Below are 24887 nucleotides of genomic sequence, written 5' to 3' on the forward strand. Positions count from 1 at the left end.
AATTAACCAATGAAAAAGTTCGTATTCAGTCTTATAATTCTCCTTTCCACCATTTCTGCCACTACGTATGCCCAGTGCAACGAGTCGGTGAAGAAAGCGGTTTTGGAACTGATGGGAGATGCCCAATACATCAAGGATTTCTCCGTTACACTGGAAAAAGCTCCCAACGAGGCCAAGACCGGTATGGTGCGTTTCAATGTACTTTTAAACAACCGCAACCATTACAAATTTAATGTGGCCAACGGTGCTGCCAATCCCGACGGCATCATCATGCAGTTGTACGATAAGGAAGAGCTCCTCAGCAGCAATTTCGAGGGCGGTAAAAAATACGCCGGTTTCGAATTTGTTTGTCGTGCCACCAAGGTTTACCAATTGGTATTTTCCTTTGCAGGCGGTCAGGAGGGTTGTGCTGAGGCAGTGCTCTCACTGGTTAAGCAATATTCAGAAGGCGAAATGAATTTCTAAGCAGCTAAAAAAGCTTTCTCACAGATAAGTGGTAAAGCAACAGCAGCTCAAAAGGCCAACAAACCCTTGTAAAAAACTGAAACTCGTCAAAAACACCATTAACCTGCTTTATTCATAAGTTGTCGTTATGAGATGCTCAAATACCCAATAAACATGGACAACCGCAAAGAAAATGGACGCCGGGAATAATAGATTATTTTCAAATCCATTTTATTGAGGACGTCCGGATTTAGCAGGTAGTTGGACATCGTAATAGATAATTTATGAATAATGCAGGTTAAATACTGATTTTAGCAAGATGTTGTCTGTTGCTTCCTGGCTCGTAGTTCATCAAAATACAAAATCAGGCCTCCCTACGGGTGCGTGCATCAACATGAATGGTAACCACCATATTCAGTTGCTCTTCCACCAAAATTTCATATCTGCTGGCAATTTCGTGTGCTTTATCCAAACTCAATTCACCAGGTAAACGAATGTGAAAAGTCAGTTCAGTATGATTACCGTAACGATGCAATTTAAAATGATGTGGCTGCAAAGTCAAAGAGGGTTCCACTTGTCGACTCAAGCCTGCAATTCGTTGTTCCATATCTGCTTCCATTCCCTCTCCCAATAAAGCGCTCATGGTGTCTTTTAAAATACCCCAGGTGGTGTAAAAAATAAGGAGCGAAACCAACATCCCCAATACGCTGTCCATCCACCAAATATTTCGACCCAAAAAAATCGCCAACAGTATAACCAGACTGCTCAGTGCATCGGACCTATGGTGCCAACCATCGGCTTTAAGTGAACTCAACTTAAGTTTTTTACCGGTAGTAATGGAATAACGGGCCATTATTTCCTTTACCACAACAGATATCACAGTAACCCAAATAGCTGCCGGTCCATAAGAAAAAGCAACCCGATTACGCAAATGCACCACCGATTCGGCCAAAAAATTGAAACCCACTACCGCCAACAAAACCCCCACAACAAGCGATGCGATCAATTCAGCCCGACCGTGGCCATAGGGATGCTGTTCATCGGCGGGTTGTTGAGCATATTTAAGACCAATTAAAACAGCCAAAGAGCTGATGGAATCGGATAGCGTATGCCAGGCATCGGCAATAAGAGCAACAGAATTAGATACCACGCCAGCCCAATATTTAAGCCCAAATAACAGTAAATTAAGTACTATCGACAGCCAACTCAGTATAATCGGTTTTCTATATGAATTCATCAGCTAAAAAGTCAAATATACAGGCTCAGGGATGAAACACAGGAAATCCCTGTTCGACCCAATTCTTATAACCATCTTTAAGCTCAAAAACAGCTTTATATCCCTTCTTTTTTAAGATTTTCTGAACCGCCCGGGTGCGTTCTCCCTTACTACAATAAATAAAAAGGGCAGTATCCTTTTCGCAATTTTGGAGGAGTACGTCCAAAACAGCAGCTTCTCCTGCCCAAACTGCACCTTCAATATGTCCCAGAGCGTACATCGAAAATGGTCGCACATCAAGCAAGAGTACGGATGATTCGGTATGAAGTCGCTGATAAAAGACTTCCGGTTGGAGGTACTCCACATCGGCCGACCGAAACCAAGCCAAAATAAGAAAAAATCGAAGAACCAGCATAAGCTATTCTGAAACAAACAAATCTTCAATAATACCATCAACAACAAACCAGGAACCAGGCGTACAAAACAAGCGGTCGTTTTCATGCACAAGAGCTGCTCCCGAAATCCATCTGCTGCTTTGCTCCATCAAAGTTGCGTAAAATTTTGGAAATCGCGTCCGCATTTCTTTTAAATCCAAACCTTCACAGGTTCGTAAACCCAACATAAGCGTTTCATTAAAAGCATCTGCTTCACTCAACTGTTCTTCTTCGCAGACTTTAGTCCAATCACCTTGCAAATACAAATTCAAATCCGATTTATTCCAACGTCTTGTATTTCCAAAATACGAATGTGCGCCAGGTCCGAAACCCAAATAAGGCACCCCATTCCAATACGAAGAATTGTGCCGTGAACGAAAACCGGGGCTACAAAAATTAGACAACTCATAATGTTCAAAACCTTTTTGCCGGGTAAAGGCACGAAGCAAATGATATTGCTCCAAACTGTCCTCCTCACTCACTTCTTGATAAATACCTTTTTTAAGCAGCCGGTGAAAAGGCGTACCCTCTTCAAAAGTAAGATGATAAGCAGATAAATGTTGAACAGGCAATTGAGTAAAAATTTCGAGGTTTTGTTTAAAATAGGCTGTCGAACTCCAAGGCAATCCGTAAATCAGGTCCATTCCAATATTTCTAAAACCTCTTTGCCAAGCCAACTCAACTGCATTCCGAGCCTGTTGTGCGTTGTGCCGACGCCCCATTTCCTGTAAATCACGTTGGTGAAAACTTTGAATCCCTATACTTATCCTGTTAAAACCCAATTCAAGTAAGTCGTCCAGATATTCAGCTGTCAGGTCATCCGGATTGGCTTCAATAGTAATCTCCGCATCACTTTGTAAATGATAAGCGCTTTTAACAGCAGCAAATAAGGCAGCAAAATCGGCTCCTTTAACGAGCGAAGGTGTACCCCCTCCAAAATAAATGGAAGAAAGCGGATGATTAAAATCCTCCTTATAATGATCTACTTCGGAAAACAAAGTTTTCAGAAAAGCATCCATAAATTCAAGACGCGTGGTCTTATAAAAATCACAATAACCACAACGGGTAAAACAAAAAGGAATATGAAAATACAAACCAGCCATACAAGTAGATATGTTTCACGTGAAACACTTAAAAACAAAGGATTATAACAGCTTATCAACAGTTTTTCAACCGTTTTTCAAACATTCAATTTTACTTATTAACAAACAACACAAACACACTGTTTAAATACTTATCAAAACGAAACGGCATTATGCATAAATTATCTATTACCATGCCCAACTTCTTGCTAAAAACAAACGTCCTCAATAAAAAGGACTTGAAAATATTCTCTTATTCCCTGCGTCCATTTTCTTTGCACTTATCCATACTTTTTGGTATTTGAGCAGCTCATAACAACAACTTATGAATACAGCAGGTTAAAATATAAGCTCAAAATGTGGTTATAAGCAAATGAGTTAAGTTCCAAAAAACAAAAATGCGTAGCTTTGAAAAAGAGAAAAATATATAACATGAGGCAAAAAATCTTCCAATACAAATTCAGTATAATTACCAGCAGCATCATTATTTTTTTAAGTATGGCAGAATCGCCCAACCTGCCTTCTACACCTTTCTTAAATATACCATATCTCGATAAGCTGGTTCATTTTGCCATGTACACAGGTTTATCGATGGTTTTATTTTTGGAAAAAAACTGGAACAATGTAAGTCCAAATCAAAAAATAGGACAGGTTTATAATATGCTGCTGCTGCTCATGGCTGTTTTGATGGGAGGACTCCTGGAGATTTTACAGCCCCTGCTTTCGGATCGTGCCAGGGATTTTGGGGATTTTGTAGCCAACACTACCGGAGTAGTGTTGGGTTTCTATTTACACAAAGGCATTCTGCCCTTACTAAAGGGCCAAAAAATCTTTTGAGTTATTTTGGTAATTAGCTATTATACTACCAAATGTTTCTTCCTTAAAAAAAGCAATCAGATCCTTACGAATGGCTGAAAAGTTATCGTGTACAGGACATTTATCTTGAGCATCATCATGACTTTTACAAGGGCGGGTGCCAATCAAACAATGCTCAAATAAATTGGGTCCATCAATAATGGCCACCACGTCATACAAACTAACCTTTGACGGGTCATCTTTAAATCGAAAACCACCCAAGGGTCCCTTTACACTTACCAATATATCCTTACGTACAAACACCTGTAAAATTTTACTCAAAAATTGCATGGGTACATCCAACTCGGCAGCAATGGTCTTAACATTAACATATTTACCGGGAGAACTATTGATGCCAATATATATAATGGATCGTAATGCGTACTTACAGGTATTGGAAAGCATAGTATTTACTTTAAAGCCACAACAGACTATTTACAACTAATTTTTCTTATCCGGCCTTCATGTCGGCCACCGTCGAAAGGCGTCGTCAAAAACAAATCAACAATTTTAATGGCTTCCTCCTCGGTGACAAAGCGTCCGGGCAAACTACATACATTGGCATCATTATGTGCCCGGGCCAAACGTGAAATCTCAGCATTCCAGCATAAGGCGGCCCGAATACCCTGATGCTTATTAACCGTCATATTAATGCCGTTTCCACTGCCGCAAATGGTAATGCCTAAGGCACAATCACCTTTTTCTACAGCTTCGGCTAAAGGATGTGCATAATCAGCATAATCCACACTATTTTCAGAATCGGTACCAAAATCAATAACCGTTAAAGCCTTGCTTTCAAGAACCTTTTTCAGCACCACCTTAAGGGGAAAACCTGCATGATCACAGGCAATGGCAATTCGTTGCTTATTCATTGTTTCGGATTAATGGTAAATTTTCGGATACAAATATACTTAATTGCAAAGGAGTTGAAAACCTGAAATAAAATAATAATCGGTGAAGAGCTCGTTAATAACTTGTGGATATAGGAGGATAACTACTAAAAAATAAAACTTGTTTTTCTAACTTGAAACAACTAAGCCAGCTTTATCAAGCGAAAAGCAAAATTTAAGCTTTTGTTTTTCCTTGTTTTTACCAACGGTTTTAAGGGCCATTATTAAAAGCAACCACAAACTTTTTCTTAACTTTGGAAGTTATTAACAGCTTCTTAATACTGAATGCTAAACACTTATTTTCAGTACAGTATAAGAATAACAGCTGTTGACAGCCTATGAATAAAAATAGGCTAAAGGAGTTTGCAAGACCTTTAGCGTTTTTTTTTAAACAATATCAACAGGGTATTATCATTATCTTATTTTTCTATTAAAATTAAACTATAAATAATAATAGTATGTTGAAGGGAGCGGAACTAAGAGAGGCCATTGCGCAATTGAAAACAGAAAAGAATGCTGTTATTATGGCGCATTACTATCAGGAAGATGTTATTCAAGATATGGCCGATGTAGTGGGAGATAGTTTGGCCCTGGCACAGCAGGCTGCAAAAACCAATGCAGACATCATTCTTTTATCGGGTGTTTACTTTATGGGTGAAACCGCCAAAATTTTATCTCCGCAAAAGAAAGTGTTGGTTCCGGATGTAAAGGCGGGTTGTTCCCTTGCCGACAGTTGTCCGGCCGACGATTTTGCTGCTTTTAAAGCGCTACACCCCGATCACACTGTAGTTACTTACGTAAATACTACGGCTGATGTAAAGGCTTTATCCGATATAGTTGTTACCAGTACCAATGCTGTAGGGGTTATCAACAGTATTCCTATTGATCAGCCCATTTTATTTGGTCCCGATCGAAATTTGGGGGCTTATTTGCAGAGTTTAACCGGGCGACAAATGGTATTATGGGATGGGGCTTGTCATGTGCATGAGCAGTTTTCTATTGAAAAGATTGTGGCGCTTAAAAAGGCGCATCCTGAATCACGGTTAATCGCACACCCTGAATGCAAGCAACCCTTGCTTGTGATGGCCGATTTTGTTGGAAGTACTGCTGCTCTGCTGAAATACACGCAAAACGAGCAGCACACTTCCTTTATCGTCGCCACTGAAGCGGGCATTCTCCATCAAATGAGAAAAGCTTCACCGGCCAAGGAGTTTATTCCGGCACCCCCCTCTGATTCAACCTGTGCCTGTAACGATTGCGAGTTTATGAAACTTAATACGCTCGAAAAAATTTACCTTGCACTAAAGAATGAGCGTCCCGAGGTGCTTATTGACGAAGCCGTGAGGCGTAAGGCTGTTGTTCCGATCGAACGTATGTTGGAAATATCTGCTCAACTTAAATTGTAGTTTTGGTCTGCTGTATATTTGTTATATATTCCTTACTTTTAGTTTTTTATTCAAGCTTTGAAGAATGGACGGTTTGCATTTACTATTGGTAGAGGACAATGTGCTTAACCAGAAGCTTATATTTCTTAGTTTAACCAAGTATGGCTTTGTTATTGATATTGCCAATAATGGGGCCGAAGCAGTGCAAAAGGTAAGGGAAACGCGCTATGATTTGGTATTGATGGATTTAATGATGCCTGTTATGGATGGTTTCGAGGCTACTGTCAGCATCAGATCTTTTGAAAAAGAACAAAATGTACACCCAACTCCCATTATAGGATTAACCGCCAACACTTTTGATGCCGATCGTGAAAAGTGTTTGGCAATTGGTATGGACGAGTATATGGCAAAACCCTTTGATTTCACTGTTTTTAAAGCCATATTGGAGAACTTAGGTATTAGTAAATCCTAAAAATAGCGTGGGTTTGGGCATGGATATGGATATTAGAGGTTTTCAGGAAGAGGCTTCCAGGGAGACAGATATGGATTTGCAGCTTAGACCGCTGTCTTTTTCTGATTTCAACGGACAGGACAATATCGTTGCTAATCTTAAGGTCTTTGTTAAGGCTGCTTTAATGCGTGGTGAGGCTCTCGATCATGTTTTGTTGCATGGTCCTCCCGGTTTGGGTAAAACGACACTTTCCAATATCATTGCCAATGAGCTCAATGTGGGTTTTAAACTCACCAGTGGGCCTGTTTTAGACAAACCCGGTGACTTAGCGGGTATTTTAACCAGTCTGGAACAGAACGATGTTTTATTTATAGATGAAATACATCGTTTAAGTCCCATTGTTGAGGAGTACCTGTATTCGGCAATGGAAGATTTCAGGATCGATATTGTTATTGATAAGGGTCCAGGTGCCAAATCCATACAGATTGACTTGCATCCCTTTACACTTATTGGCGCCACCACCCGCAGTGGAATGTTGACCAGTCCCCTTAGAGCACGTTTTGGTATAAACAGTCATTTAGAGTATTACGATACTGAAATTTTAAGTGGAATTGTTGTTCGTTCGGCCGGCATTTTAAACGTGCCCATTTCGGAGGATGCAGCTTCTGAAATCGCACGCCGCAGCAGAGGTACTCCTCGTATTGCCAATGCCTTATTGCGCAGGGTGCGTGATTTTGCCATGGTAAAGGGAAATGGGCGTATCGATGTGGACATTACGCGTTTTTCATTAAAAGCCTTACATATTGATGAATATGGTTTGGATGAAATGGATCGTAAAATTTTATTGACTTTGATGCAAAAGTTCGACGGAGGACCTGTAGGATTAACTACTATTGCTACTGCTGTAGGAGAGGACGCCGGTACTATTGAAGAAGTTTTTGAGCCCTTTTTGATAAAAGAAGGCTTTTTAAAGCGCACTCCCCGGGGCCGTGTGGTCACCCGATTGGCCTACGAACACTTTGGCATTGCTCCAGGTCATTTGCAGTCCTCACTTTTTGATTTATGAGTTTAAGTATAAAACGTTTAGCAGGTGAGACTTTGGTTTATGGCGCCAGTACTATGGTTGGGCGTTTGTTGAACTGGTTATTAATGCCTTTTTATATTCGGGTTATTTTACCCGAAGAATATGGGGTCATAGTGAACATTTATGGAGTGATTTCTGTGCTTTTAGTTTTGTTTACCTATGGTCTTGAAACTGGTTTTTTTCGCTATGCGCGTGAAGGTAAGGAAGATGCAGTTTATTCTTCTTCACTTAAAATGTTGGGTATCAGCAGTACCTTATTGTTTATTTTAACTGTAGTTTTTTCAAAGCCATTTAGTTTATTTTTTTATGACGGAGCACATCAAAGTGCCATCGTTTTAACGGGTATAATTGTTGCTTCTGATGCGTTTCTTTCTTTACCCTTCGCACGATTGCGTCTTAAAAATTTATCCTTACGCTTTGGCTGGATTAAGTTGAGCGGGATTTTTTTAAATATTATTCTGAATTTTTTCTTTCTGTTGCTGCTTCCTTTCCTATTTTCTATAGGATTATTTTCTTCTTTGTCGACTATTTATGAACAAGTTAGCGGTGTGTTTTGGATACTTTTAAGTAATGCTTTCAGCAGTGTTTTTCAGTTCGCTTTCTTTTTTTCGGATTGGAAGTTTTTGAAAGGTGCCTTTGAACTTCCGCTGATCAAGCGCATGCTTAGGTATTCGTGGCCTGTTTTGTTGGTCGGATTAACTGGTATGCTTACCCAAAATGTGGATAAAATATGGATGCCCAAATTGGTAAAAGGGAATGGATTTTTAGAGTTGGCTGTTTATGGCGCTAATTTTAAAATAGGGGTTTTAATGAGTTTGTTTACCCAGTCTTTTCGTTTTGCCTTTGAGCCCTATTTTTTTAAGAATCGTGAAAAGGGAAGATCAGCTTACGCTTTGGTCATGGAGTATTTTATATTTTTCGGTCTGCTGATATTCATAAGTGTTCTGCTGTTTCAGGATTTTGTAAATATTCTCCTAACTCCTGAATATTTAAGGGGTAATGTGGTTATTCCTTTAATTTTGTTGGCTTTATTTTTTTATGGTATATATTTTAATTTGTCGCTGTGGTACAAATTGAGCGATAAAACCATTTATGGTGCTTATTTTGGACTTTTAGGTATGGCGCTCACCGTAGCCCTAAATTTTGTACTTGTTCCCCGTATCGGTTTTATGGGTGCTGCTGTGGCGCTTGCTGTGGGTTATGGTTCCATGATGTTGGTGTCTTATTATTATGGCCAAAGATTTTATCCTATTGCCTATCCCCTGGGGCGGATTTTTTTGCATTTTTTAGTTGCCGGAACTGTGGTTTTGGCCGATTCTTTGCTTAGTATCCCCTCGTATTATTTGGATCTTGCTTTTAAAGCTGTACTTATTTTGAGCTTTTTGTTTTATATCAGATATATTCATTTAAAATTTTTGCCTTCAAATGCTTACCATTAAAGTTATTAATACCAGTACCAATCCTTTGCCCGATTTTGCTACTGTGGATAGTGCGGGAGTTGATTTGCGTGCTCATCTGGAGGATAGTATAACTATTTTACCCGGAGAGCGGCAACTCATTCCAACAGGCCTCTTTATGGAAATTCCTTTGGGTTATGAGGTGCAGATCCGACCGCGAAGTGGTTTGGCCATTAAACATGGGGTCACTGTTTTAAATTCTCCCGGTACCATCGATGCTGATTATCGTGGGGAAGTTAAAGTTATACTAATTAATTTGGGGCAAGAAACCTTTGTTGTAGAACCCGGTGATAGGGTTTGTCAAATGGTACTTAATAAATATGAACGTTTTGACTGGTCACACGTAGAAGTATTGTCTGCTACTGAAAGAGGTAGTGGTGGTTTTGGTCATACGGGTTTATAAATTATACTATGTCTTTATCTTTGCGATCTCTCGTTCTATCCGGGAGCTTAATTGTTGTTTTTTTATTGGTTAACGGTTGTCGATCGGTTTCCGATCTGGCTGATTTTGAAACAATTTTATTTTCTGAAGGTCGTACTTCGGTTCAGGAGCCTGTTAATGGTGTGGCGTCCCGTCAATTTGATTTCTACTTTATGGAGGGGAATCGACTCAAGATGTTGGGAGATAATGGTGCTGCCGCCCTCAGTTATATGGAAGCACTGAAATTGGATAGCACTTGTGCGGTTTGTTATTTTGAAGTTGGTAATTTACTGATTAGCAACGGTGAATATGCCGAAGCTGAAAAATTTCTTTTTGAAGCTGTGCGGTTTTCACCGGATAATCCGCATTATCTTTCTTTATTGAGCCGTCTTTACTTTCATCTGGAAAAAAATCAGCTTGCCTTACAAGCAGTGCGTTACTTGAACCGCCTTCACCCTGATGAACCGGATTATTTGTTTCAACAGGCCGAGATAGAATCTGAGATGGCGCGTTTTGACGACGTCTTGCTTACTTTTGCTGCTGTTGAAAAACTTATAGGTATTCAGGAGTTCCTGAGTCTGGAGAAGCACTTGATTTGGCGTCAAAAAGGCGATAATAAGGCTGCTCGTGAAGAATTGGAACAACTGATTGATCATTATCCTTCGGTGAGCAATTACAGGCTTTATTTGGCTGATTTTTATCTCGAAACTGGAAGGGCCGATATGGCTTACACTTTGTATCAAGAAGTGGCTCGTGAATTTCCATCAAATGGTCAAGTTCATTTTAGTTTAGCCAATTATTATCTGTCACAGGGTCAAATGGATAGCTTTAAAGAAAGTATTTTTAAAGCTTTTGCACATCCCAATACGCCTTTTGAGCTTAAAATGCAGCGCATTCTGCCTTTTTTGATGGCTATAGAGGAAGAGGACGCGGACCTTAATGAGACCGATTTGCGTACCATTATTGTCGGTTTGCGTGAACTGCATCCTTATGATCTGCAGGCGCATATTTTAGCTGCAAATTTTTACAAGCATATCGAAGAAGTTGCTGCGGCCCGTGAAGCACTGCAAACTGCTTTATACATTGATGAAAGTAATCAGGATGTTTGGCAGGATTATTTAATTCTGCTTTTTGAAGAAGAAACGCAACATCAATTTTTAACGGAAAGTATTAAGGCCAGCACTCTCTTTCCTTCGAATGGTTTATTTCATTATTTTGTAGGTTATGGCTATCTTTTTCAAGAACAAAATAAGGAGGCTCTGGCCTCCTTTGAGACAGCGCTGCCCCTTTTAGCTGAAAATACTTCCTTACAATCTCAAATATATGGCCTTATGGGAGATTTGTATTTCCAGGAGAACGATACAGAAAAGGCTTTTGCTGCCTATGAAGAAAGTCTTCAACTGGATAAGGAAAATGTACTTGTGCTTAATAATTATGCATATTATTTGAGTGAAAGAGATTTGCATTTAGATAAGGCTGAGCGTATGATCAGCCGGGTGATAGAATTAGAGGGTACCAATCCTACCTATCTCGACACCTATGCTTGGGTTTTATTTAAACGGGGAAAGTACCTCGATGCGCTTTATTTTATTGAACAAGCCGTGGCTAATATGGAAGAAGATAGTGCCGTTTTATGGGAGCATTATGGTGATATTCTCTATAAAGTTGGCAATAAGGAAAAGGCCCTCGAGATGTGGAATAAAGCCCTGGAATTAGGTACAGATGTTTCTTCCGTTATAGAACAAAAGATTGCTGAACAAAAATACATTCCTGAAAATCTCGATCATGACTAGGAGGCTTATAATATTTTTGTGCCCCTTTTTATTCGTTTTTTTGTTCAGCGCATGTAAAAGTCTGGACACTTTTTTCCCTGGGGTTGTTAAAAGGGAGATGAATGAAAGGGAGCTTATTAAGGCGATTGAAGACAACGCCCTTGATTACCAACATTTATTTTTTCGCCGGGCCTTTGTTGAATTTAAGCAAAATGGGAAGTCACAGGCTGTCAGGGCCAATATTTACATACGAAAGGACTCGGCCATTATAGTTTCTGTAATTCCTGTGATGGGTATCGAAATGTATCGTCTCCAGTTATCTAAAAATGAGATTATTGTATTAGACCGTCTTAACCGTAAGGTGATGCGAAGTGATTATAAAAGCCTGTCTCAACGATTTTTATTTGATTTTAATTTTCTACAGTTTCAGCAGATTCTCAGTAATGGTGTTTTTGTTTTTCCCGAAGGTCGTGGTTCCTTAAGATCTTTTAAGATGCAACGTGATTCTATGTCATATTTGCTTACTTCCGGAACAAATCAAGACGGTAGCCATCAGTATTTGCGGTTTATGCCCGATGCGTACAGACTATTATCCTCTGAGGTACAGTTTCCGGATCGTGATATTGTTATGGAATTGGCGTATTCAGATTTTCTAAAGGTAGATGGAGGGTTTTTATTTCCCAGCCTTATTTTTATGGAGGGGCAAAGACTTCAGGATAGTATTACACTCAGCATTCAACTTTCATCCATTGAAGTAGATGGGAGTCAAAGTTTAAATTTCTCTATACCAAGTGGATATGACGAAGTTCATTTTTAAATATGTTTTTTTTGTTATTATTTTTTTGGGGTGGACTCACTCTGCTTCTGCTCAGGTAGTAGAGGATCTTCAATCAGAGAGGGAAGCTTTGCTGGAGGAAATAGAACGTTCGCGCCGTGATTTAGAAAAGACGCGTTCTTCTAGAGCTCGATCTCTTCGGGAGATGCAATTATTGCAAACTGAAATTTCCGTACGTGAAAACGCGCTGCTTACTTTGCAGCGTGAAATAGACGATTTGGATGGTAATATAGATCACTTACAGCAAGAAATCAATCAAATTGAAAATGATCTTGATCAATTGAAACAAGAATATGCACGTCTTATGCAAGACTCCTATCTTCGTAAAAACGCCCAGGACGAACTGGTTTACTTTCTTAGTGCTGCCGATTTCAGTTCTTCCTATCGTCGTTTTAGACTTCTTAAAGAGTACAGTGATTATAGGCGCAAGCAAGGGCTGCTTTTGGTTAAAAGTCAATCAAAACTAAAGGGTTTGCAAAGGGATATTGGTCAGCAAAAAGCGCAGAAAGAAGCTGCCTTGCAACAAATCGAAGTAAATTTAAAGTCCCTTTCAGCTTCCCGTTCAGATTATCAGCAATTACTTCGTAAATTACAACAGGATGAATCCTGGTTAAGGTCCTCAATAAGTGATTTAGAAGCTAAGGCAAAGAATTTGGAAAACAGAATTTTAGAATACATTCGAAGTTCGCAAGCAGGGCTAACGGGTACCGATTTTGAAGATTTTAAAGGTAAGCTCATATGGCCAGTTAGTAAAGGGTTAGTGATTAGCGCTTTTGGTGAACATCCCCATCCGGTACTAAAAAGTGTTACCATTAAAAATAATGGCCTCGATATACAAAGTATTTCCGATGACAAAGCACTCGCTGTTCACTCGGGTGAAGTAAGTCGAGTGGTTGGCATTCCCGGATATAATACAGCCATTTTGGTTCGTCATGGCAAATATTTAACTGTTTATGCCAATCTTCAGGAAGTGGTTGTAAAACAAGGGCAACAGGTGCAGGCTGGTCAGGTTTTGGGTCGTATCTTTTTAGACGATAGCACCAATTCCAAAGTGCTACATTTTGAACTTTGGCAAGAAAACCAAAAATTAGATCCATCTTCATGGTTAAAGCCATAAAGGAGTTTTTTTTAGAAACTTCTTTTGATTTTTTAAGTATAAAGGGGTAATTGTTTTGAACACTCCTATTTTTGGGTAAGTAAATAATACTTAAATGAGTAAGATTACCATTCATTCTGACATTTCAAATATTAGTCTCGTCGAGAAGTTAATCGACGATCTTTCGCAACAGTATGCTTTTCATTCTGATGTATATGGTAAATTGTTGTTGGCTGTAGTTGAAGGTGTTAACAATGCCATTGTACATGGCAACAAAATGGTAGCAGAGAAAAAGGTGTCGATATCCTACGCGGTGGAAAGCAATCGTATTTTATTTACGATTAGTGATGAAGGAGAGGGTTTTGATCATACTGTACTTCCTGATCCTACCACTCCTGAGAACATTGAAAGAACCCATGGAAGAGGAGTTTTTTTAATGAAGCATCTTGCCGATGAATTGGCCTTTAGTGATAAAGGAAACGAGGTGAAACTCACTTTTAAGTTTTAAGTTGCCTTTGGAACACATTTATGGAACACAACATCGAGTTTTTTACACAAGATGTAGATTTGCCGGCCATAGATTATTCATTGGTCCGTGCAGGCTTAAGTAATCTTATCGAGCACCACGGTCTTAGTTGTGGACCACTAAGTGTGATATTTTGCGATAACAGCTACCTCCTTAAGGTTAATCAGCAGTTTTTGGACCACGACTATTATACGGATATTATTACCTTTAATTACTCCTCTAAACGCATTATTTCCGGCGACCTCTTCATCAGTATACAAATGGTCGATGATAATGCACTTCGTTTGGGCGGAACGTTTCAATCTGAATTGAGTCGGGTTATTATTCATGGGGTTCTGCATCTGTTGGGTTACGACGACCATAAGGAAAGCGATATTAAGACGATGCGCCAACAAGAAGAAATTTGGCTGAATCACTTCTCGGAACTAGCTGGTTAGTATGTTTTTAATCAGTAAGTTACAGTCAGATCGACGCACTGTTTTTAATTCTTACTCTCTTTGTCTTATATTCTTGTTCGGCTTGTGGGTTTTTGTGAAAAGCTACAAGCCTTAATTATGTTTAATAAATTGACCATTAAGCAAATTTGTGTTTTCTTTGTTGTAATGACTGAAACAACTTTTTATAATGGAATTTAATTTTGATGTCGTTGTAGTTGGAGGAGGACATGCTGGATGTGAAGCTGCTGCTGCCGCCGCTGGACTGGGCGCTAAAACCCTCCTTGTGACCATGGATATGAATAAAATGGCTCAAATGAGCTGCAATCCGGCTGTAGGAGGTATTGCCAAGGGTCAGATTGTTAGGGAAATAGATGCGCTTGGAGGTTTTATGGGGTTGGTTACCGATGCCTCCTCTATTCAGTTTCGTATGCTCAATCGCAGTAAAGGACCTGCCATGTGGAGTCCCAGGTCACAATGCGACCGTATGGTGTTTTCACAAAAATGGCGAGAGACGCTGGAACAACTTCCTAATCTTTATTTCTGGCAAGATGCCGTTGTGGATTTAGATTTGGAAGAGGGCAAAATTGTTGGGCTATTGACCAAGATGGGTGTTCGCATATCTGCTAAAGCGGTTGTGCTGACTACCGGAACCTTTATGAATGGACTCATGCATGTGGGTTCCCTTCAAATGGAAGGTGGTCGAATGGCAGATTCAGCTTCTTATGGACTTTCCGAGAAAATGCTCTCTGCTGGCTTTAGGGTAGGTCGAATGAAAACAGGCACGCCAGTTCGCGTTGATGCGCGCACCATCGATTTTTCGAAGCTGAGCGAACAACCCGGCGAGGAGGGCCATTATAAATTCAGTTATTTGCCTGTTAATAATAGAATACTGAAGCAGCGCAGTTGCTACCTCACCTATACCAATCCCTCTGTACACGGCATTATTAACAGTAAGTTGTACGAGAGTCCCATGTTTAATGGAACCATACAAAGCTTAGGTCCGCGCTACTGTCCCAGTATCGAAACAAAGATTGTAACTTTTGCCGAAAAGGAAATGCATCAGCTTTATCTTGAGCCTGAAGGCGAAACGACCATTGAGTATTATCTGAATGGTTTCAGTTCTTCTTTACCTATGGAAACCCAATTTGCAGCCTTAAAAAAAGTTCCTGGTTTGGAGAACGCCAGTTACTTTAGGCCGGGTTATGCCATTGAATACGATTTTTTTGACCCCACACAGTTACAACCCACCTTGGAGACCAAATTAATCAATGGACTGTATTTCGCCGGTCAAATCAATGGCACAACCGGATACGAGGAAGCCGCCGCTCAAGGACTCATGGCCGGGATCAACGCCGTGCTTTCACAGCGAGGGGAAGATCCATTTGTCTTGAAAAGAGATGAAGCCTATATAGGTGTTTTAATTGATGATTTAATTACCAAGGGGGTAGATGAACCCTATAGAATGTTTACCAGTCGTGCCGAATACAGGATATTGCTGCGACAAGACGATGCCGATGTGCGCCTAACGCCTAAAGGCTTTGCTTTAGGATTGGCCAGTAAGGAACGATACGATCTTTTGCAGGAGAAAGTGGCTTTGCGTGACGACCTAATTGATTTTATGAACAAGTTTTCGATCCGAGGCAAGGATGTAGATTCCTATTTGCTGAAAGTTGGAACTTCGCCCTTGAATCAGGGCATAAAATTGATTGATCTAATATCTCGCCCTCAAGTTCGTTTGACGGATTTGCTGGATGAGCTTCCCGACCTGGCTGCCTTTTGTTCTGAATTCCCTGTAGACCGAAAAGAAGAGATTATTGAGGCTGCTGAAATAAACATTAAGTACAAAGGATATATTCAAAGGGAGCGTTTAATTGCCGACAAGTTGAGCCGCTTAGAGCATTTAAAAATTAAAGGCAAATTTGATTATGAAAAGCTCTTGACCATAAGTACCGAAGGTCGTCAAAAGCTTAAGCGTATCGACCCTGAAACCATTGGGCAAGCATCACGCATTAGTGGGGTTAGCCCCAGCGATGTAAATGTATTGCTTGTCTTGTTGGGGAGGTAGGGCTGTTCCACGTGGAACTAATTGCTTGGTTGGTTTTGGATCCAACTTTTTTGTTTCCTGTTTTTGGATTGACTAAGCGTGGTTTGTTTAATTCTTTAACTTGGTATCGCTCTTAATGGGATTAGTCTGCTTAAATCATAAGTTTTTGCGATACGATAATTAAGGCCAACAAATAGAAACAAGCGCAAAGAAAACAGATGAGATAAATACAAAATTGTTTTTCAAACAATTTTAGAGTGGATCCTCAGATTTCGAAGATGGCGAGCATTGTAAGGGATATTTTAGTACTAATGCAGTTTAGATGAAGCGACAATAATTGATTTTTGGCTGAGTTTTGTAGATGGGGCAAACTGTTTTTTTTTGAATTTTATTTTTTGGGGGTGTACGACTTTTACTCAATCTGACACCCTCGTTTTTGACGGATTTTATAGTGCTTTGTATTTTGATCGTTTTAGGCCGATTTATTTGCCTTATTATTTCGCCAGGAGTCAGCAGTATTTTAATTAGTTTATTTGTTTTGGCATGAAAATAGTTCGAGGAAATGTTGTGGACATTCACAACAGACGTGTTTTTAAAGGGGAGGTTCATATTGCAGAGGGACGTATCGTAGATATTGTGGAAAAGCCTGTAAAAAGTGAGTCCTATATTGTTCCTGGATTTATAGATTCCCATGTACATATTGAGAGTTCGATGTTGACCCCGGCTGGTTTTTCCGAGTTGGTGGTTCCACGTGGAACTGTGGCCGTCGTAACCGATCCACATGAAATTGCCAATGTTCTGGGAGTGGCAGGCGTAGAGTTTATGATCGACAACAGCGCAAAGACCCCCTTAAAAACATTTTTCGGTGCTCCTTCTTGTGTTCCAGCTACACCCTTTGAAACCTCCGGTGCTGTCGTGGGCCCTTCCGAAGTAGAGGTTCTGATGCAAAGAAAGGATATTTGGTTTTTGTCTGAAATGATGAACTATCCAGGTGTGGTTCATGATTCGGAGGAGGTGTTGGCCAAGCTAAAATCTGCAGCGGACAGCGGAAAGCCTATTGATGGGCATGCCCCCGGTCTTAAAGGGGCCGATCTAAATAAATATGTTTCTTCTGGAATTTCTACCGACCACGAATGTGCAAATCTACAAGAAGCCCTTGAAAAGATTGGTCTGGGAATGAAGATTCAAATTAGAGAGGGTAGTGCTGCACGTAATTTTGAGGCCTTACATTCCTTGTATACCAACTATGGTGATCAATTGATGCTGTGTACCGACGACAGTCATCCTGATGAAATTCTTAATCATGGCCACATCGACCGTTTGTTGCGTAGGGGCATCAAGGAGTTTAATTTGGATGTTTTTGATCTTTTGCGTTCCGCCAGTCTGGTTCCGGTACTTCATTATAATCTGCCGGTAGGTTTGCTGAGGGTGGGGGATTCGGCCGACTTTGTGGTAGTAAACAATCTTAGTGATTTCGCGGTAGAAGCCACCTATATTGACGGAAAAGAGGTTTATAATAAATTAGGGGGCCTGTCTTTTTCGCTCCCAGAGACAGATCTCCCCAATAAATTTAATGCCCGTATCCCTGAGCCGGAAGATTTGATGCTTAGGATGCCTTCCGATGATGCACGACTGCGAGTCATTGAGGTGGAAGATGGCGAGTTGCTTACCGGAACCTATTTTTGGCAGCCTGCAGCTAAGAAAGGGGATCTTATTGAAGCTTCCCTTCAAGAGGATATTCTTAAAATGGTTGTTCTTAATCGCTACACCCCAGCTCAACCATCCGTAGGTTTTGTAAAAAACGTCGGGCTTAAAGAAGGAGCCATAGGCGGCACCATTGCTCACGACAGCCACAACCTAATTGTAGTAGGCACCAATGATGAGGATATCCTTGCGCTCTTAAAGGACTTAATCTCTTCGGGGGGAGGTATCGGTTGGCGGTCCAGGGAGCAAGCTGAAATATTACCCCTTCCCATTGCCGGACTAATGAGTCCAAAGCCGGGTAAGCAGGTGGCTGAAGCTTATGTTTCGCTGAGCCAACAGGCGCGTGCTTTGGGAACCTCCTTAAAAGCACCTTTTATGACACTGTCGTTTTTGTCCCTTTTAGTCATTCCTTCCTTAAAGTTGGGTGACCGGGGTTTGTTCGATGTTGACCAGTTCTCTTTTGTGTCCCTTTTTGAATAAAGCGATCTGCTGTGTTGCAAAATCCGCAAATAGAAGTCTTGCGTGGCATTATTGCTGTTCTTCCAGCCGGCCCTGGTGTTTATCAGTTTTTTGATGAGCACAATCGCATTATTTATGTCGGTAAAGCCAAAAATCTGAAAAGGAGGGTGGCTTCCTATTTTAATCGGGAACCCGATAATGGGAAAACCCGTGTTTTGGTTAAAAAGATTCGGGACATCCGTCATATTGTGGTCAACTCAGAAGAGGACGCCTTGCTTCTGGAAAACAATCTAATAAAGAAGTATCAACCGCGCTACAATGTACTGCTTAAAGACGATAAGAGTTTCCCCTGGATTGTCATACGAAATGAACCTTTCCCGCGGGTACATCAAACTCGGCAGTTTATTCGAGACGGCAGCCAGTATTTTGGACCTTATACCTCTGTGGTGATGGTCCGTACGCTTTTGGAACTTTTTCGTCATTTGTATCCGCTGCGCACCTGTCGTCTACAATTGAGCCACGACAACATTGCCCAACAAAAATTTAAACGTTGCCTGGAGTATCATATTGGAAATTGTAAAGCACCTTGTGAAGGACTGCAAAGTGAAGCAGATTACCTTACTTATATAGAAGACATCCGTAATATTCTTAAGGGAAACATTCAGTCGGTGCTTCGCTATTTGAAAACGCGTATGCATGAAATGGCTGCAGCTTATCGTTTTGAAGAAGCGGAATCCTTAAAACAAAGGATTCTGATTTTGTCGGGTTTTCAAAGTAAATCTACCATTGTAAATCCAAAGATTGACAATGTAGATGTCTTCAGTTTGTTGAATGATGAAAAATCGGCCTACGTCAATTTTTTGCGTATTATGAATGGGGCCATTATTCAGGCCCACACAGTAGAAATAATGAAAAGGCTCGAGGAAACGAAGGAAGAATTGCTGGCTTTTGCCATTGTTGACATGCGGGAACGCTTCAACAGTACGGCCCGCGAAATTATTGTTCCTTTTAAACCAAGTGCCGACCTCCAAGAGGTGGAGTTTACTGTTCCGCAAATTGGAGATAAAAAGAAATTGCTTGAATTATCGGAGCGTAACGTGAAGTATTTCCGTCTGGAAAAATTAAAACAGGAGGCCAATCAATTGAAAACGCCCAGACATGTTGTGTTGTTGGAGCAGTTACAAAAGGATTTGCGTTTAAAGAAACTTCCGGTGCACATAGAGTGTTTTGACAACTCCAACATTCAGGGGGCCTATCCGGTGGCTGCTTGTGTTGTTTTTAAAAACGGAAAGCCTGCTAAAAAGGATTATCGGCATTTCAATATTAAGACCGTAGTTGGGCCCGATGATTTTGCTTCTATGGAAGAAGTCGTTTTCCGACGCTACAAACGCTTAAAGGAGGAGGGGAGTTCACTCCCACAATTGATTGTTATTGATGGGGGTAAGGGTCAGCTAGGGGCTGCGGTAAAAGCACTAAGATCCTTGCGTTTGGATGACGAAATCAGCATTATTGGCATTGCCAAACGTCTGGAAGAAATCTTCTACCCGGGAGATCCGGTTCCTCTTTATCTGGATAAGAATACCAGTTCCCTGAAAATTATTCAGCATTTGAGAAATGAGGCACACCGTTTTGGAATAACTTTTCACCGCGACAAGAGAAGTAAGGGGGCCTTAGTTTCTGAATTGGAGGATGTACCCGGTATAGGGCCTCAAAGTCAGGAGCTTTTATTGCGTCATTTTAAGTCGATGCGCAACATACGTCAAGCCAGTGTTGACGATCTGGCCAAACAAATTGGTCAAGCCCGTGCCCGTAAACTGAGGGATTGGTTGGATGGAAAGAGCTAGCACAAAAACAACTTATATATACTTGATTTACAAAATTATAAGATAATTATTTATATAAAAGAATTAATTAATTCACTGGCCGGTAAGGGCAGTATGTTCTCCTCCTTCAGCAATATTTCAAACAGGCTGGTTTTGTCGTGATAACAGCCTTTTAGTTTATTTTCCAGGATGCTTAAGTGTTCTGTGGGCTGATGGTTGCCTTTGATCTCTGCTTGTGTTATTCTCCCCTTTTCTACACGCAGCTTTACCCCCAAAACCAAACGACCGCTTTGAAAGCGTTTTTTAAAGGTGTAGGCTGGTCCATAACGGTAATTCCATTCGCTGTTGTCGTACTTTTCTTTTTTTAGTTGTTCAATCATTTCCAGATCGGTCGTACTAAAGCTGGCTTTTTCCCAATCGTTATTATGACGCAATAAATCCTCCACCAGGTTGTGTAAAAATTCGGGGGTCGTCTCCTTTGATTGTAGCAGCTCATTGATGTTCACCACCTCGCTGCGAACCGATTTTACCGCCTTGTCCTCAAAGCGCGTTGGATCACTTTTTAGGCTGCCTGTTAAGCGGTTCAGGTCGGACCGATAAAGAAGTGTTCCATGATGCATTACCCGTCGCTTAAAAACATGACAGGCATTGCCCGAAATCTTTTTGTAGTTAAGTAAGAGGTCGTTTCGTTCTCCGTTACGAGCAGGAAGGCCTCTTCGTTGGAGGGCTGCTACGATGGGTTCAGTTTCTCTTTTAAAATTCACAAGGTCAGAATTATTTCCGTTTCTTATAAAGCAAAAATTTAAGTTTCCTTCATCGTGATATACCGTTCCTCCGCCCGACATACGCCGAAAAACCGGAATATTTTGTTCTTCCAAATAGGGCAGGTTGATTTCGGCCAGTGCATTTTGGTGCTTTCCGATAATCACAGCGGGCTTGTTGATATAAAAAAAGGCATAGTCTTCCTTTTTTTGTCTTAATAGGTATTCTTCCGCTGCCAAATTAAAGGCCGGATCCATAGAGTTGCTGATGATGGTGTGGTTCATTTTTCTTAATTTTACCCAAAATGGGGCATTTTTAAAGTTAGTTTTAGCGGATGAAAGCAGTTGTTCAAAGAGTTGGTTCGGCCACGGTGCGTACCCCGGAAGGGCATTGCCACAAAATTAACAAAGGAATGGTAATTTTGGTTGGGATAACGCATAGTGATGAAAAAGAAGATGTGGATTGGCTGGCACGAAAGATTCTGGGTTTACGAATATTTGATGATGAAGCCGGGGTGATGAATCTCAATTTGGAACAGGCGGGTGGCGAACTGATGGTAGTGAGTCAGTTTACCTTGCATGCCCGAACCAAAAAGGGCAATCGGCCTTCTTATGTGGATGCAGCCGGGGCAGAAAAGGCCATTCCTTTGTACGAATATTTTTTGCAAGTTATGGAAGGTCTCAGCGGACAAGGTGTTGCGCGGGGAGTCTTTGGTGCTCAAATGAGCGTCGAATTGATTAACGATGGCCCGGTTACTTTGATTATTGATACCGAAAATAAATTATAGCATTTGGCCTATGACCATTAAAGAAGCGCAGCGAGCAGTGGACGACTGGATAAAAAATTATGGCGTCCGCTATTTCAGTGAGTTAACCAATACGGCCATATTGATGGAGGAGGTGGGTGAACTGGCACGCCTTATGGCCCGCAAGTATGGAGACCAATCGTTCAAGGAGGGCGAGAATCCGGAGGATTTGCCTGGCGAGATGGCGGATGTATTTTGGGTTTTACTTTGCCTGGCCAATCAAACCGGTGTTGACTTGGATTCGGCGCTGCGGCAAAGTATAGAAAAGAAAACGAGAAGAGATGCGCAGCGACATTTGACTAATTCAAAATTGAAATAGTATATTTTAGACCAACATTTAATAGACCAATCATGGATACCATTCCTTTGTTTGATGAGTTTTTGCAGGATTTTGCTGTACTGCCGGCTTATGATCCCTCGCGCTTTACCCAGTTAAGTGGTGAGGACGATGTGTTAATGCGAATATTTAGCTGTATAGACCTAACAAGTTTAAATACAAGCGACAGCAGTGAGGATATAGAACTGTTTTGTTCCAAAGTTGTGGGCTTTCCGGAGGCATTTCCCGATTTTCCGAATGTGGCTGCAATCTGTGTGTATCCGGTATTTGCCTCGATACTTTACTCCCGTTTGAAGGAGCTTCCGGTTCAACGGGCTGTGGTAGGGGGTGGATTTCCGAGTGCGCAGACTTTTCTGGACAATAAGGTGGCAGAGTGCAGCAAGGCTGTTTTCTTTGGGGCCAATGAAATCGACATTGTACTTTCGGTCGGAGAGTTCTTAGAGGGGAATTATGAGTTGGTTGGCGACGAAATTTCGAGCATAAAAGCGGCCATTGGTTCGGCTCATTTAAAAGTTATTTTAGAGACCGGAGCGCTCGAAAGTCCCGAAAACATTTGGAAGGCCAGTCTTTTAGCCATGGAGGCGGGGGCAGATTTTATTAAGACATCTACCGGAAAACATACACCGGCGGCTACTCCTGAAGCAGCCTGGGTTATGACGCATGCCATTAAGGCTTTTGCTTCTCGGCGTAAAAAGGTGGTGGGATTTAAGCCGGCCGGGGGCATTGTCAGCGTGGAAGATGCGTTGCTGTACTGGCATATCGTTGCCGAGGTCCTGGGTGAAGAGTGGTTGCAGTCTGAACGCTTCCGAATTGGTGCCAGTCGTTTGGCCAACAACTTATTGACGGCCCTCAGTGGCAGAACGCAAAAGTATTTTTAAAAGACTTAAAGGTACAAAGTGGCAGCGTTTGCTACGGGCTGATTATAGCTTACTGCCACGGGCCATTCTTTCAAGTAACTTGCATACTACATATGGGGGAGTCTCTGATTTTGAGACGACCCCGCACTTTTTTAAAGTTTGCGGGTGGTGGTAAAATAAACCAGTTCTTCCAGCGCACTGCGTGTCTCTGATTCGGGATAGCTGTGTAAAATATCCAAAGCCTTGTCGCGGTATTCGGTCATTTTTGCTTTGGCGTAGGCAATGCCGCCACGTTCTTTGACCATTCGCTGGATGGGTGCAATCTTGCGCTCTTTTTTGTGGTGGCGTTTGATGATTTGTAAAGTCTGCCTTCGTTCGGCAGGCGACATCTGATCGAGCACATGAATCAGGGGCAGGGTGATTTTCTTTTCCTTCAGATCGTTGCCTGTTGGTTTGCCCGCAAGGTTGGTCTTTTCATAATCGAGCAGGTCGTCCCTTATCTGAAAAGCCATTCCCAGGCAAGTTCCAAACTCCTGCATTTTGTTCAAGGCCTCTTCTCCGGCATTTACCGAATAGGCTCCTGCTTTGGTACAGGCAGCAATTAGGGTGGCGGTTTTCATACGAATCACTTCGTAGTAAATCTCTTCCGTGATGTTGAGACGTCGCGATTTTTCGATTTGAAGCAATTCTCCTTCACTCATTTCTCGTACGGCATCCGCAACCACTTCGAGCACGCCTATCTGTTTGGTTTTAAGTGCGCTGATGAGTCCCGCCGATAAAAAGTAATCGCCCACCAATACGGCAATTTTTGAACGCCAGAGTGCATTAATGGAGAAAAATCCCCTGCGCTGATAGGTTTCATCCACCACGTCGTCGTGAATAAGCGTTGCTGTATGCAACAATTCGATGAGTCCCGCCGCGGTATAACTGGCCTCGCTGATTTCACCGTTTAATTTTGCCGTCAGAAAAACGAGCATCGGGCGCATCTGCTTTCCTTTGCGTCGCAGTAAGTAGTTGGTAATGATGTTGAGCAAAGGAATTTTGGAGTTGAGCTGCTGCTTAAAATAGTGCTCAAACTCACGCATTTCCTTGCTGATGGGGGCTTTTATTTTTGCAGTTGCACTCATTTTTACCGGATAAGTAACAAAAATAGCAATTTGCCGCATAATTCGGCAGCAATGACCTTGTTTATTTGTTGACCTGCTCTGCATGAACAACAGTCGGACAAAGAACTTGTTTTGCCTAAGAAAACATATAGATGTATGTAAATATTTTTAGAATTTCGATATCAACTGAGCAAATCTTGTTATCTTTGCGCAAGAAGGTTTTATTTGTTGTTGACTGTAAGCTTAATCCAGCATTATTTAGTTATGGAGAAGTATTCTTTTAATAAGTCGTCGAATATGAAAATCACCGATCTTCAACCCGAGGTGTTGGAGCGTGCCGCCAGTATGCTCAAAGCCATTGCGCACCCCATGCGCATCGCCATTCTTTCTCACCTGGAAGACGGGAAAAAACTGACCGTAACGGAAATTCATACCTTGTTGAACATTGAGCAAAGCACGACTTCTCATCATTTGGGTATTCTGAAGGATAAGGGGGTTTTGGCTTCCCAACGGGAGGGTAAAAACACCTTTTATTTTTTGCGGCACGACAGTCTCCGCAACATCATCGATTGTGTCAGTAAGTGTTCAGTAGGATAGAGGAGCAG

General features: G+C 41.3%; 26 protein-coding genes. 19 read left to right on the forward strand and 7 right to left on the reverse strand.

Annotated elements, in window-relative coordinates:
- Positions 1-9 precede the first annotated feature (9 nt).
- Positions 10-465 (forward strand): hypothetical protein, encoded by a 456-nt coding sequence (locus B4W65_RS02845; protein WP_088653614.1) that lies wholly within the window; start codon positions 10-12, stop codon positions 463-465.
- A gap of 343 nt (positions 466-808) precedes the next feature.
- Here B4W65_RS02845 and B4W65_RS02850 read toward each other — a convergent pair whose 3' ends face one another.
- The 3 genes from B4W65_RS02850 to hemW are packed head-to-tail and all read right to left on the reverse strand — an operon-like array spanning position 809 to position 3197.
- Positions 809-1681: a cation diffusion facilitator family transporter gene (locus tag B4W65_RS02850; protein ID WP_088653615.1), complete on the reverse strand. Its 873-nt coding sequence runs from the start codon at positions 1679-1681 to the stop codon at positions 809-811.
- Positions 1682-1706: 25 nt separating this feature from the next.
- Entirely contained in the window at positions 1707-2075 is a 369-nt protein-coding gene (locus B4W65_RS02855; protein WP_088653616.1) for a rhodanese-like domain-containing protein, read from the reverse strand.
- 3 nt (positions 2076-2078) lie between these two features.
- The gene (hemW, locus tag B4W65_RS02860) at positions 2079-3197 is read right to left on the reverse strand and encodes a radical SAM family heme chaperone HemW (protein WP_088653617.1); all 1119 of its coding nucleotides are present in this window, start codon (positions 3195-3197) and stop codon (positions 2079-2081) included.
- Positions 3198-3608: 411 nt separating this feature from the next.
- Between hemW and B4W65_RS02865 the strand changes: the two genes are divergently transcribed.
- The gene (locus B4W65_RS02865; protein WP_088653618.1) at positions 3609-4013 is read left to right on the forward strand and encodes a VanZ family protein; all 405 of its coding nucleotides are present in this window, start codon (positions 3609-3611) and stop codon (positions 4011-4013) included.
- On the opposite strand, the gene B4W65_RS02870 is transcribed toward B4W65_RS02865, so the two are convergent.
- Complete coding sequence (locus B4W65_RS02870) at positions 3990-4436, reverse strand: RrF2 family transcriptional regulator (RefSeq protein WP_088653619.1); 447 nt, start codon at positions 4434-4436, stop codon at positions 3990-3992. The two genes, B4W65_RS02865 and B4W65_RS02870, sit on opposite strands and share 24 nt — an antisense overlap.
- 26 nt (positions 4437-4462) lie before the next feature.
- Complete coding sequence (gene rpiB, locus B4W65_RS02875; protein WP_088653620.1) at positions 4463-4903, reverse strand: ribose 5-phosphate isomerase B; 441 nt, start codon at positions 4901-4903, stop codon at positions 4463-4465.
- Between the two features lie 476 nt (positions 4904-5379).
- Here rpiB and nadA point away from each other — a divergent pair, with 476 nt between their 5' ends.
- The 13 genes from nadA to uvrC all read left to right on the forward strand — a co-directional run bounded on the left by nadA (position 5380) and on the right by uvrC (position 20436).
- Positions 5380-6327, forward strand: a complete 948-nt coding sequence (gene nadA, locus B4W65_RS02880; protein ID WP_088653621.1) for a quinolinate synthase NadA — start codon at positions 5380-5382, stop codon at positions 6325-6327.
- Between the two features lie 64 nt (positions 6328-6391).
- On the forward strand, positions 6392-6778 hold the full coding sequence (locus tag B4W65_RS02885) for a response regulator (RefSeq protein ID WP_088653622.1): 387 nt from the start codon (positions 6392-6394) through the stop codon (positions 6776-6778).
- A 19-nt stretch (positions 6779-6797) separates the two neighbouring features.
- On the forward strand, positions 6798-7823 hold the full coding sequence (ruvB, locus tag B4W65_RS02890) for a Holliday junction branch migration DNA helicase RuvB (RefSeq protein WP_088653623.1): 1026 nt from the start codon (positions 6798-6800) through the stop codon (positions 7821-7823).
- A complete protein-coding gene (locus B4W65_RS02895; protein ID WP_088653624.1) occupies positions 7820-9280 on the forward strand; it encodes a lipopolysaccharide biosynthesis protein in 1461 nt (486 codons plus the stop codon). The genes ruvB and B4W65_RS02895 overlap by 4 nt, the downstream gene beginning before the upstream one ends.
- Positions 9267-9701, forward strand: coding sequence for a dUTP diphosphatase (gene dut, locus B4W65_RS02900; protein WP_088653625.1), 435 nt, complete (start codon positions 9267-9269; stop codon positions 9699-9701). Before B4W65_RS02895 ends, dut begins: the two co-directional genes overlap by 14 nt.
- Before the next feature lie 8 nt (positions 9702-9709).
- Positions 9710-11512, forward strand: a complete 1803-nt coding sequence (locus B4W65_RS02905; protein ID WP_088653626.1) for a tetratricopeptide repeat protein — start codon at positions 9710-9712, stop codon at positions 11510-11512.
- Between the two features lie 97 nt (positions 11513-11609).
- On the forward strand, positions 11610-12308 hold the full coding sequence (locus B4W65_RS02910; RefSeq protein ID WP_158522759.1) for a DUF4292 domain-containing protein: 699 nt from the start codon (positions 11610-11612) through the stop codon (positions 12306-12308).
- The gene (locus tag B4W65_RS02915) at positions 12289-13443 is read left to right on the forward strand and encodes a murein hydrolase activator EnvC family protein (RefSeq protein WP_088653628.1); all 1155 of its coding nucleotides are present in this window, start codon (positions 12289-12291) and stop codon (positions 13441-13443) included. The genes B4W65_RS02910 and B4W65_RS02915 overlap by 20 nt, the downstream gene beginning before the upstream one ends.
- A 94-nt stretch (positions 13444-13537) precedes the next feature.
- Positions 13538-13930 carry an ATP-binding protein gene (locus B4W65_RS02920; protein WP_240509459.1) on the forward strand — a complete coding sequence of 131 codons (393 nt, stop codon included), beginning with the start codon at positions 13538-13540 and terminating at the stop codon, positions 13928-13930.
- Positions 13931-13950: 20 nt separating this feature from the next.
- A complete protein-coding gene (gene ybeY, locus B4W65_RS02925) occupies positions 13951-14385 on the forward strand; it encodes an rRNA maturation RNase YbeY (RefSeq protein WP_088653629.1) in 435 nt (144 codons plus the stop codon).
- Positions 14386-14572: 187 nt separating this feature from the next.
- A complete protein-coding gene (mnmG, locus tag B4W65_RS02930; protein ID WP_088653630.1) occupies positions 14573-16450 on the forward strand; it encodes a tRNA uridine-5-carboxymethylaminomethyl(34) synthesis enzyme MnmG in 1878 nt (625 codons plus the stop codon).
- Positions 16451-16972: 522 nt separating this feature from the next.
- Complete coding sequence (ade, locus tag B4W65_RS02935) at positions 16973-18613, forward strand: adenine deaminase (protein WP_088653631.1); 1641 nt, start codon at positions 16973-16975, stop codon at positions 18611-18613.
- A gap of 11 nt (positions 18614-18624) precedes the next feature.
- The gene (gene uvrC / locus B4W65_RS02940; protein ID WP_240509461.1) at positions 18625-20436 is read left to right on the forward strand and encodes an excinuclease ABC subunit UvrC; all 1812 of its coding nucleotides are present in this window, start codon (positions 18625-18627) and stop codon (positions 20434-20436) included.
- A 50-nt stretch (positions 20437-20486) separates the two neighbouring features.
- Here the strand turns inward: uvrC and B4W65_RS02945 are convergent, their stop codons facing one another.
- On the reverse strand, positions 20487-21461 hold the full coding sequence (locus B4W65_RS02945) for a lipoate--protein ligase (RefSeq protein WP_088653632.1): 975 nt from the start codon (positions 21459-21461) through the stop codon (positions 20487-20489).
- 50 nt (positions 21462-21511) lie between these two features.
- Here B4W65_RS02945 and dtd point away from each other — a divergent pair, with 50 nt between their 5' ends.
- From dtd to deoC, 3 genes are read left to right on the forward strand one after another with little or no spacing between them, the layout of a single operon-like run.
- On the forward strand, positions 21512-21964 hold the full coding sequence (gene dtd / locus B4W65_RS02950; RefSeq protein ID WP_088653633.1) for a D-aminoacyl-tRNA deacylase: 453 nt from the start codon (positions 21512-21514) through the stop codon (positions 21962-21964).
- Between the two features lie 10 nt (positions 21965-21974).
- The gene (locus B4W65_RS02955; RefSeq protein ID WP_088653634.1) at positions 21975-22301 is read left to right on the forward strand and encodes a nucleotide pyrophosphohydrolase; all 327 of its coding nucleotides are present in this window, start codon (positions 21975-21977) and stop codon (positions 22299-22301) included.
- 32 nt (positions 22302-22333) lie between these two features.
- Positions 22334-23197, forward strand: coding sequence for a deoxyribose-phosphate aldolase (deoC, locus tag B4W65_RS02960; RefSeq protein ID WP_088653635.1), 864 nt, complete (start codon positions 22334-22336; stop codon positions 23195-23197).
- Between the two features lie 131 nt (positions 23198-23328).
- Here deoC and B4W65_RS02965 read toward each other — a convergent pair whose 3' ends face one another.
- The gene (locus B4W65_RS02965; RefSeq protein WP_088653812.1) at positions 23329-24303 is read right to left on the reverse strand and encodes a polyprenyl synthetase family protein; all 975 of its coding nucleotides are present in this window, start codon (positions 24301-24303) and stop codon (positions 23329-23331) included.
- A gap of 243 nt (positions 24304-24546) precedes the next feature.
- Here B4W65_RS02965 and B4W65_RS02970 point away from each other — a divergent pair, with 243 nt between their 5' ends.
- Positions 24547-24879, forward strand: a complete 333-nt coding sequence (locus tag B4W65_RS02970) for an ArsR/SmtB family transcription factor (RefSeq protein ID WP_240509462.1) — start codon at positions 24547-24549, stop codon at positions 24877-24879.
- Positions 24880-24887 lie beyond the last annotated feature (8 nt).

It is taken from the genome of Geofilum rhodophaeum, assembly GCF_002210225.1.
GTDB lineage: Bacteria > Bacteroidota > Bacteroidia > Bacteroidales > Marinilabiliaceae > Geofilum > Geofilum rhodophaeum.

Coding starts and splice junctions, on each gene's coding strand:
- B4W65_RS02845 (WP_088653614.1), top strand. CDS start 10: ATGAAAAAGTTCGTATTCAGTCTTATAATTCTCCTTTCCACCATTTCT.
- B4W65_RS02850 (WP_088653615.1), bottom strand. CDS start 1,681: ATGAATTCATATAGAAAACCGATTATACTGAGTTGGCTGTCGATAGTA.
- B4W65_RS02855 (WP_088653616.1), bottom strand. CDS start 2,075: ATGCTGGTTCTTCGATTTTTTCTTATTTTGGCTTGGTTTCGGTCGGCC.
- hemW (WP_088653617.1), bottom strand. CDS start 3,197: ATGGCTGGTTTGTATTTTCATATTCCTTTTTGTTTTACCCGTTGTGGT.
- B4W65_RS02865 (WP_088653618.1), top strand. CDS start 3,609: ATGAGGCAAAAAATCTTCCAATACAAATTCAGTATAATTACCAGCAGC.
- B4W65_RS02870 (WP_088653619.1), bottom strand. CDS start 4,436: ATGCTTTCCAATACCTGTAAGTACGCATTACGATCCATTATATATATT.
- rpiB (WP_088653620.1), bottom strand. CDS start 4,903: ATGAATAAGCAACGAATTGCCATTGCCTGTGATCATGCAGGTTTTCCC.
- nadA (WP_088653621.1), top strand. CDS start 5,380: ATGTTGAAGGGAGCGGAACTAAGAGAGGCCATTGCGCAATTGAAAACA.
- B4W65_RS02885 (WP_088653622.1), top strand. CDS start 6,392: ATGGACGGTTTGCATTTACTATTGGTAGAGGACAATGTGCTTAACCAG.
- ruvB (WP_088653623.1), top strand. CDS start 6,798: ATGGATATGGATATTAGAGGTTTTCAGGAAGAGGCTTCCAGGGAGACA.
- B4W65_RS02895 (WP_088653624.1), top strand. CDS start 7,820: ATGAGTTTAAGTATAAAACGTTTAGCAGGTGAGACTTTGGTTTATGGC.
- dut (WP_088653625.1), top strand. CDS start 9,267: ATGCTTACCATTAAAGTTATTAATACCAGTACCAATCCTTTGCCCGAT.
- B4W65_RS02905 (WP_088653626.1), top strand. CDS start 9,710: ATGTCTTTATCTTTGCGATCTCTCGTTCTATCCGGGAGCTTAATTGTT.
- B4W65_RS02910 (WP_158522759.1), top strand. CDS start 11,610: ATGAATGAAAGGGAGCTTATTAAGGCGATTGAAGACAACGCCCTTGAT.
- B4W65_RS02915 (WP_088653628.1), top strand. CDS start 12,289: ATGACGAAGTTCATTTTTAAATATGTTTTTTTTGTTATTATTTTTTTG.
- B4W65_RS02920 (WP_240509459.1), top strand. CDS start 13,538: ATGAGTAAGATTACCATTCATTCTGACATTTCAAATATTAGTCTCGTC.
- ybeY (WP_088653629.1), top strand. CDS start 13,951: ATGGAACACAACATCGAGTTTTTTACACAAGATGTAGATTTGCCGGCC.
- mnmG (WP_088653630.1), top strand. CDS start 14,573: ATGGAATTTAATTTTGATGTCGTTGTAGTTGGAGGAGGACATGCTGGA.
- ade (WP_088653631.1), top strand. CDS start 16,973: ATGAAAATAGTTCGAGGAAATGTTGTGGACATTCACAACAGACGTGTT.
- B4W65_RS02945 (WP_088653632.1), bottom strand. CDS start 21,461: ATGAACCACACCATCATCAGCAACTCTATGGATCCGGCCTTTAATTTG.
- dtd (WP_088653633.1), top strand. CDS start 21,512: ATGAAAGCAGTTGTTCAAAGAGTTGGTTCGGCCACGGTGCGTACCCCG.
- B4W65_RS02955 (WP_088653634.1), top strand. CDS start 21,975: ATGACCATTAAAGAAGCGCAGCGAGCAGTGGACGACTGGATAAAAAAT.
- deoC (WP_088653635.1), top strand. CDS start 22,334: ATGGATACCATTCCTTTGTTTGATGAGTTTTTGCAGGATTTTGCTGTA.
- B4W65_RS02965 (WP_088653812.1), bottom strand. CDS start 24,303: ATGAGTGCAACTGCAAAAATAAAAGCCCCCATCAGCAAGGAAATGCGT.
- B4W65_RS02970 (WP_240509462.1), top strand. CDS start 24,547: ATGGAGAAGTATTCTTTTAATAAGTCGTCGAATATGAAAATCACCGAT.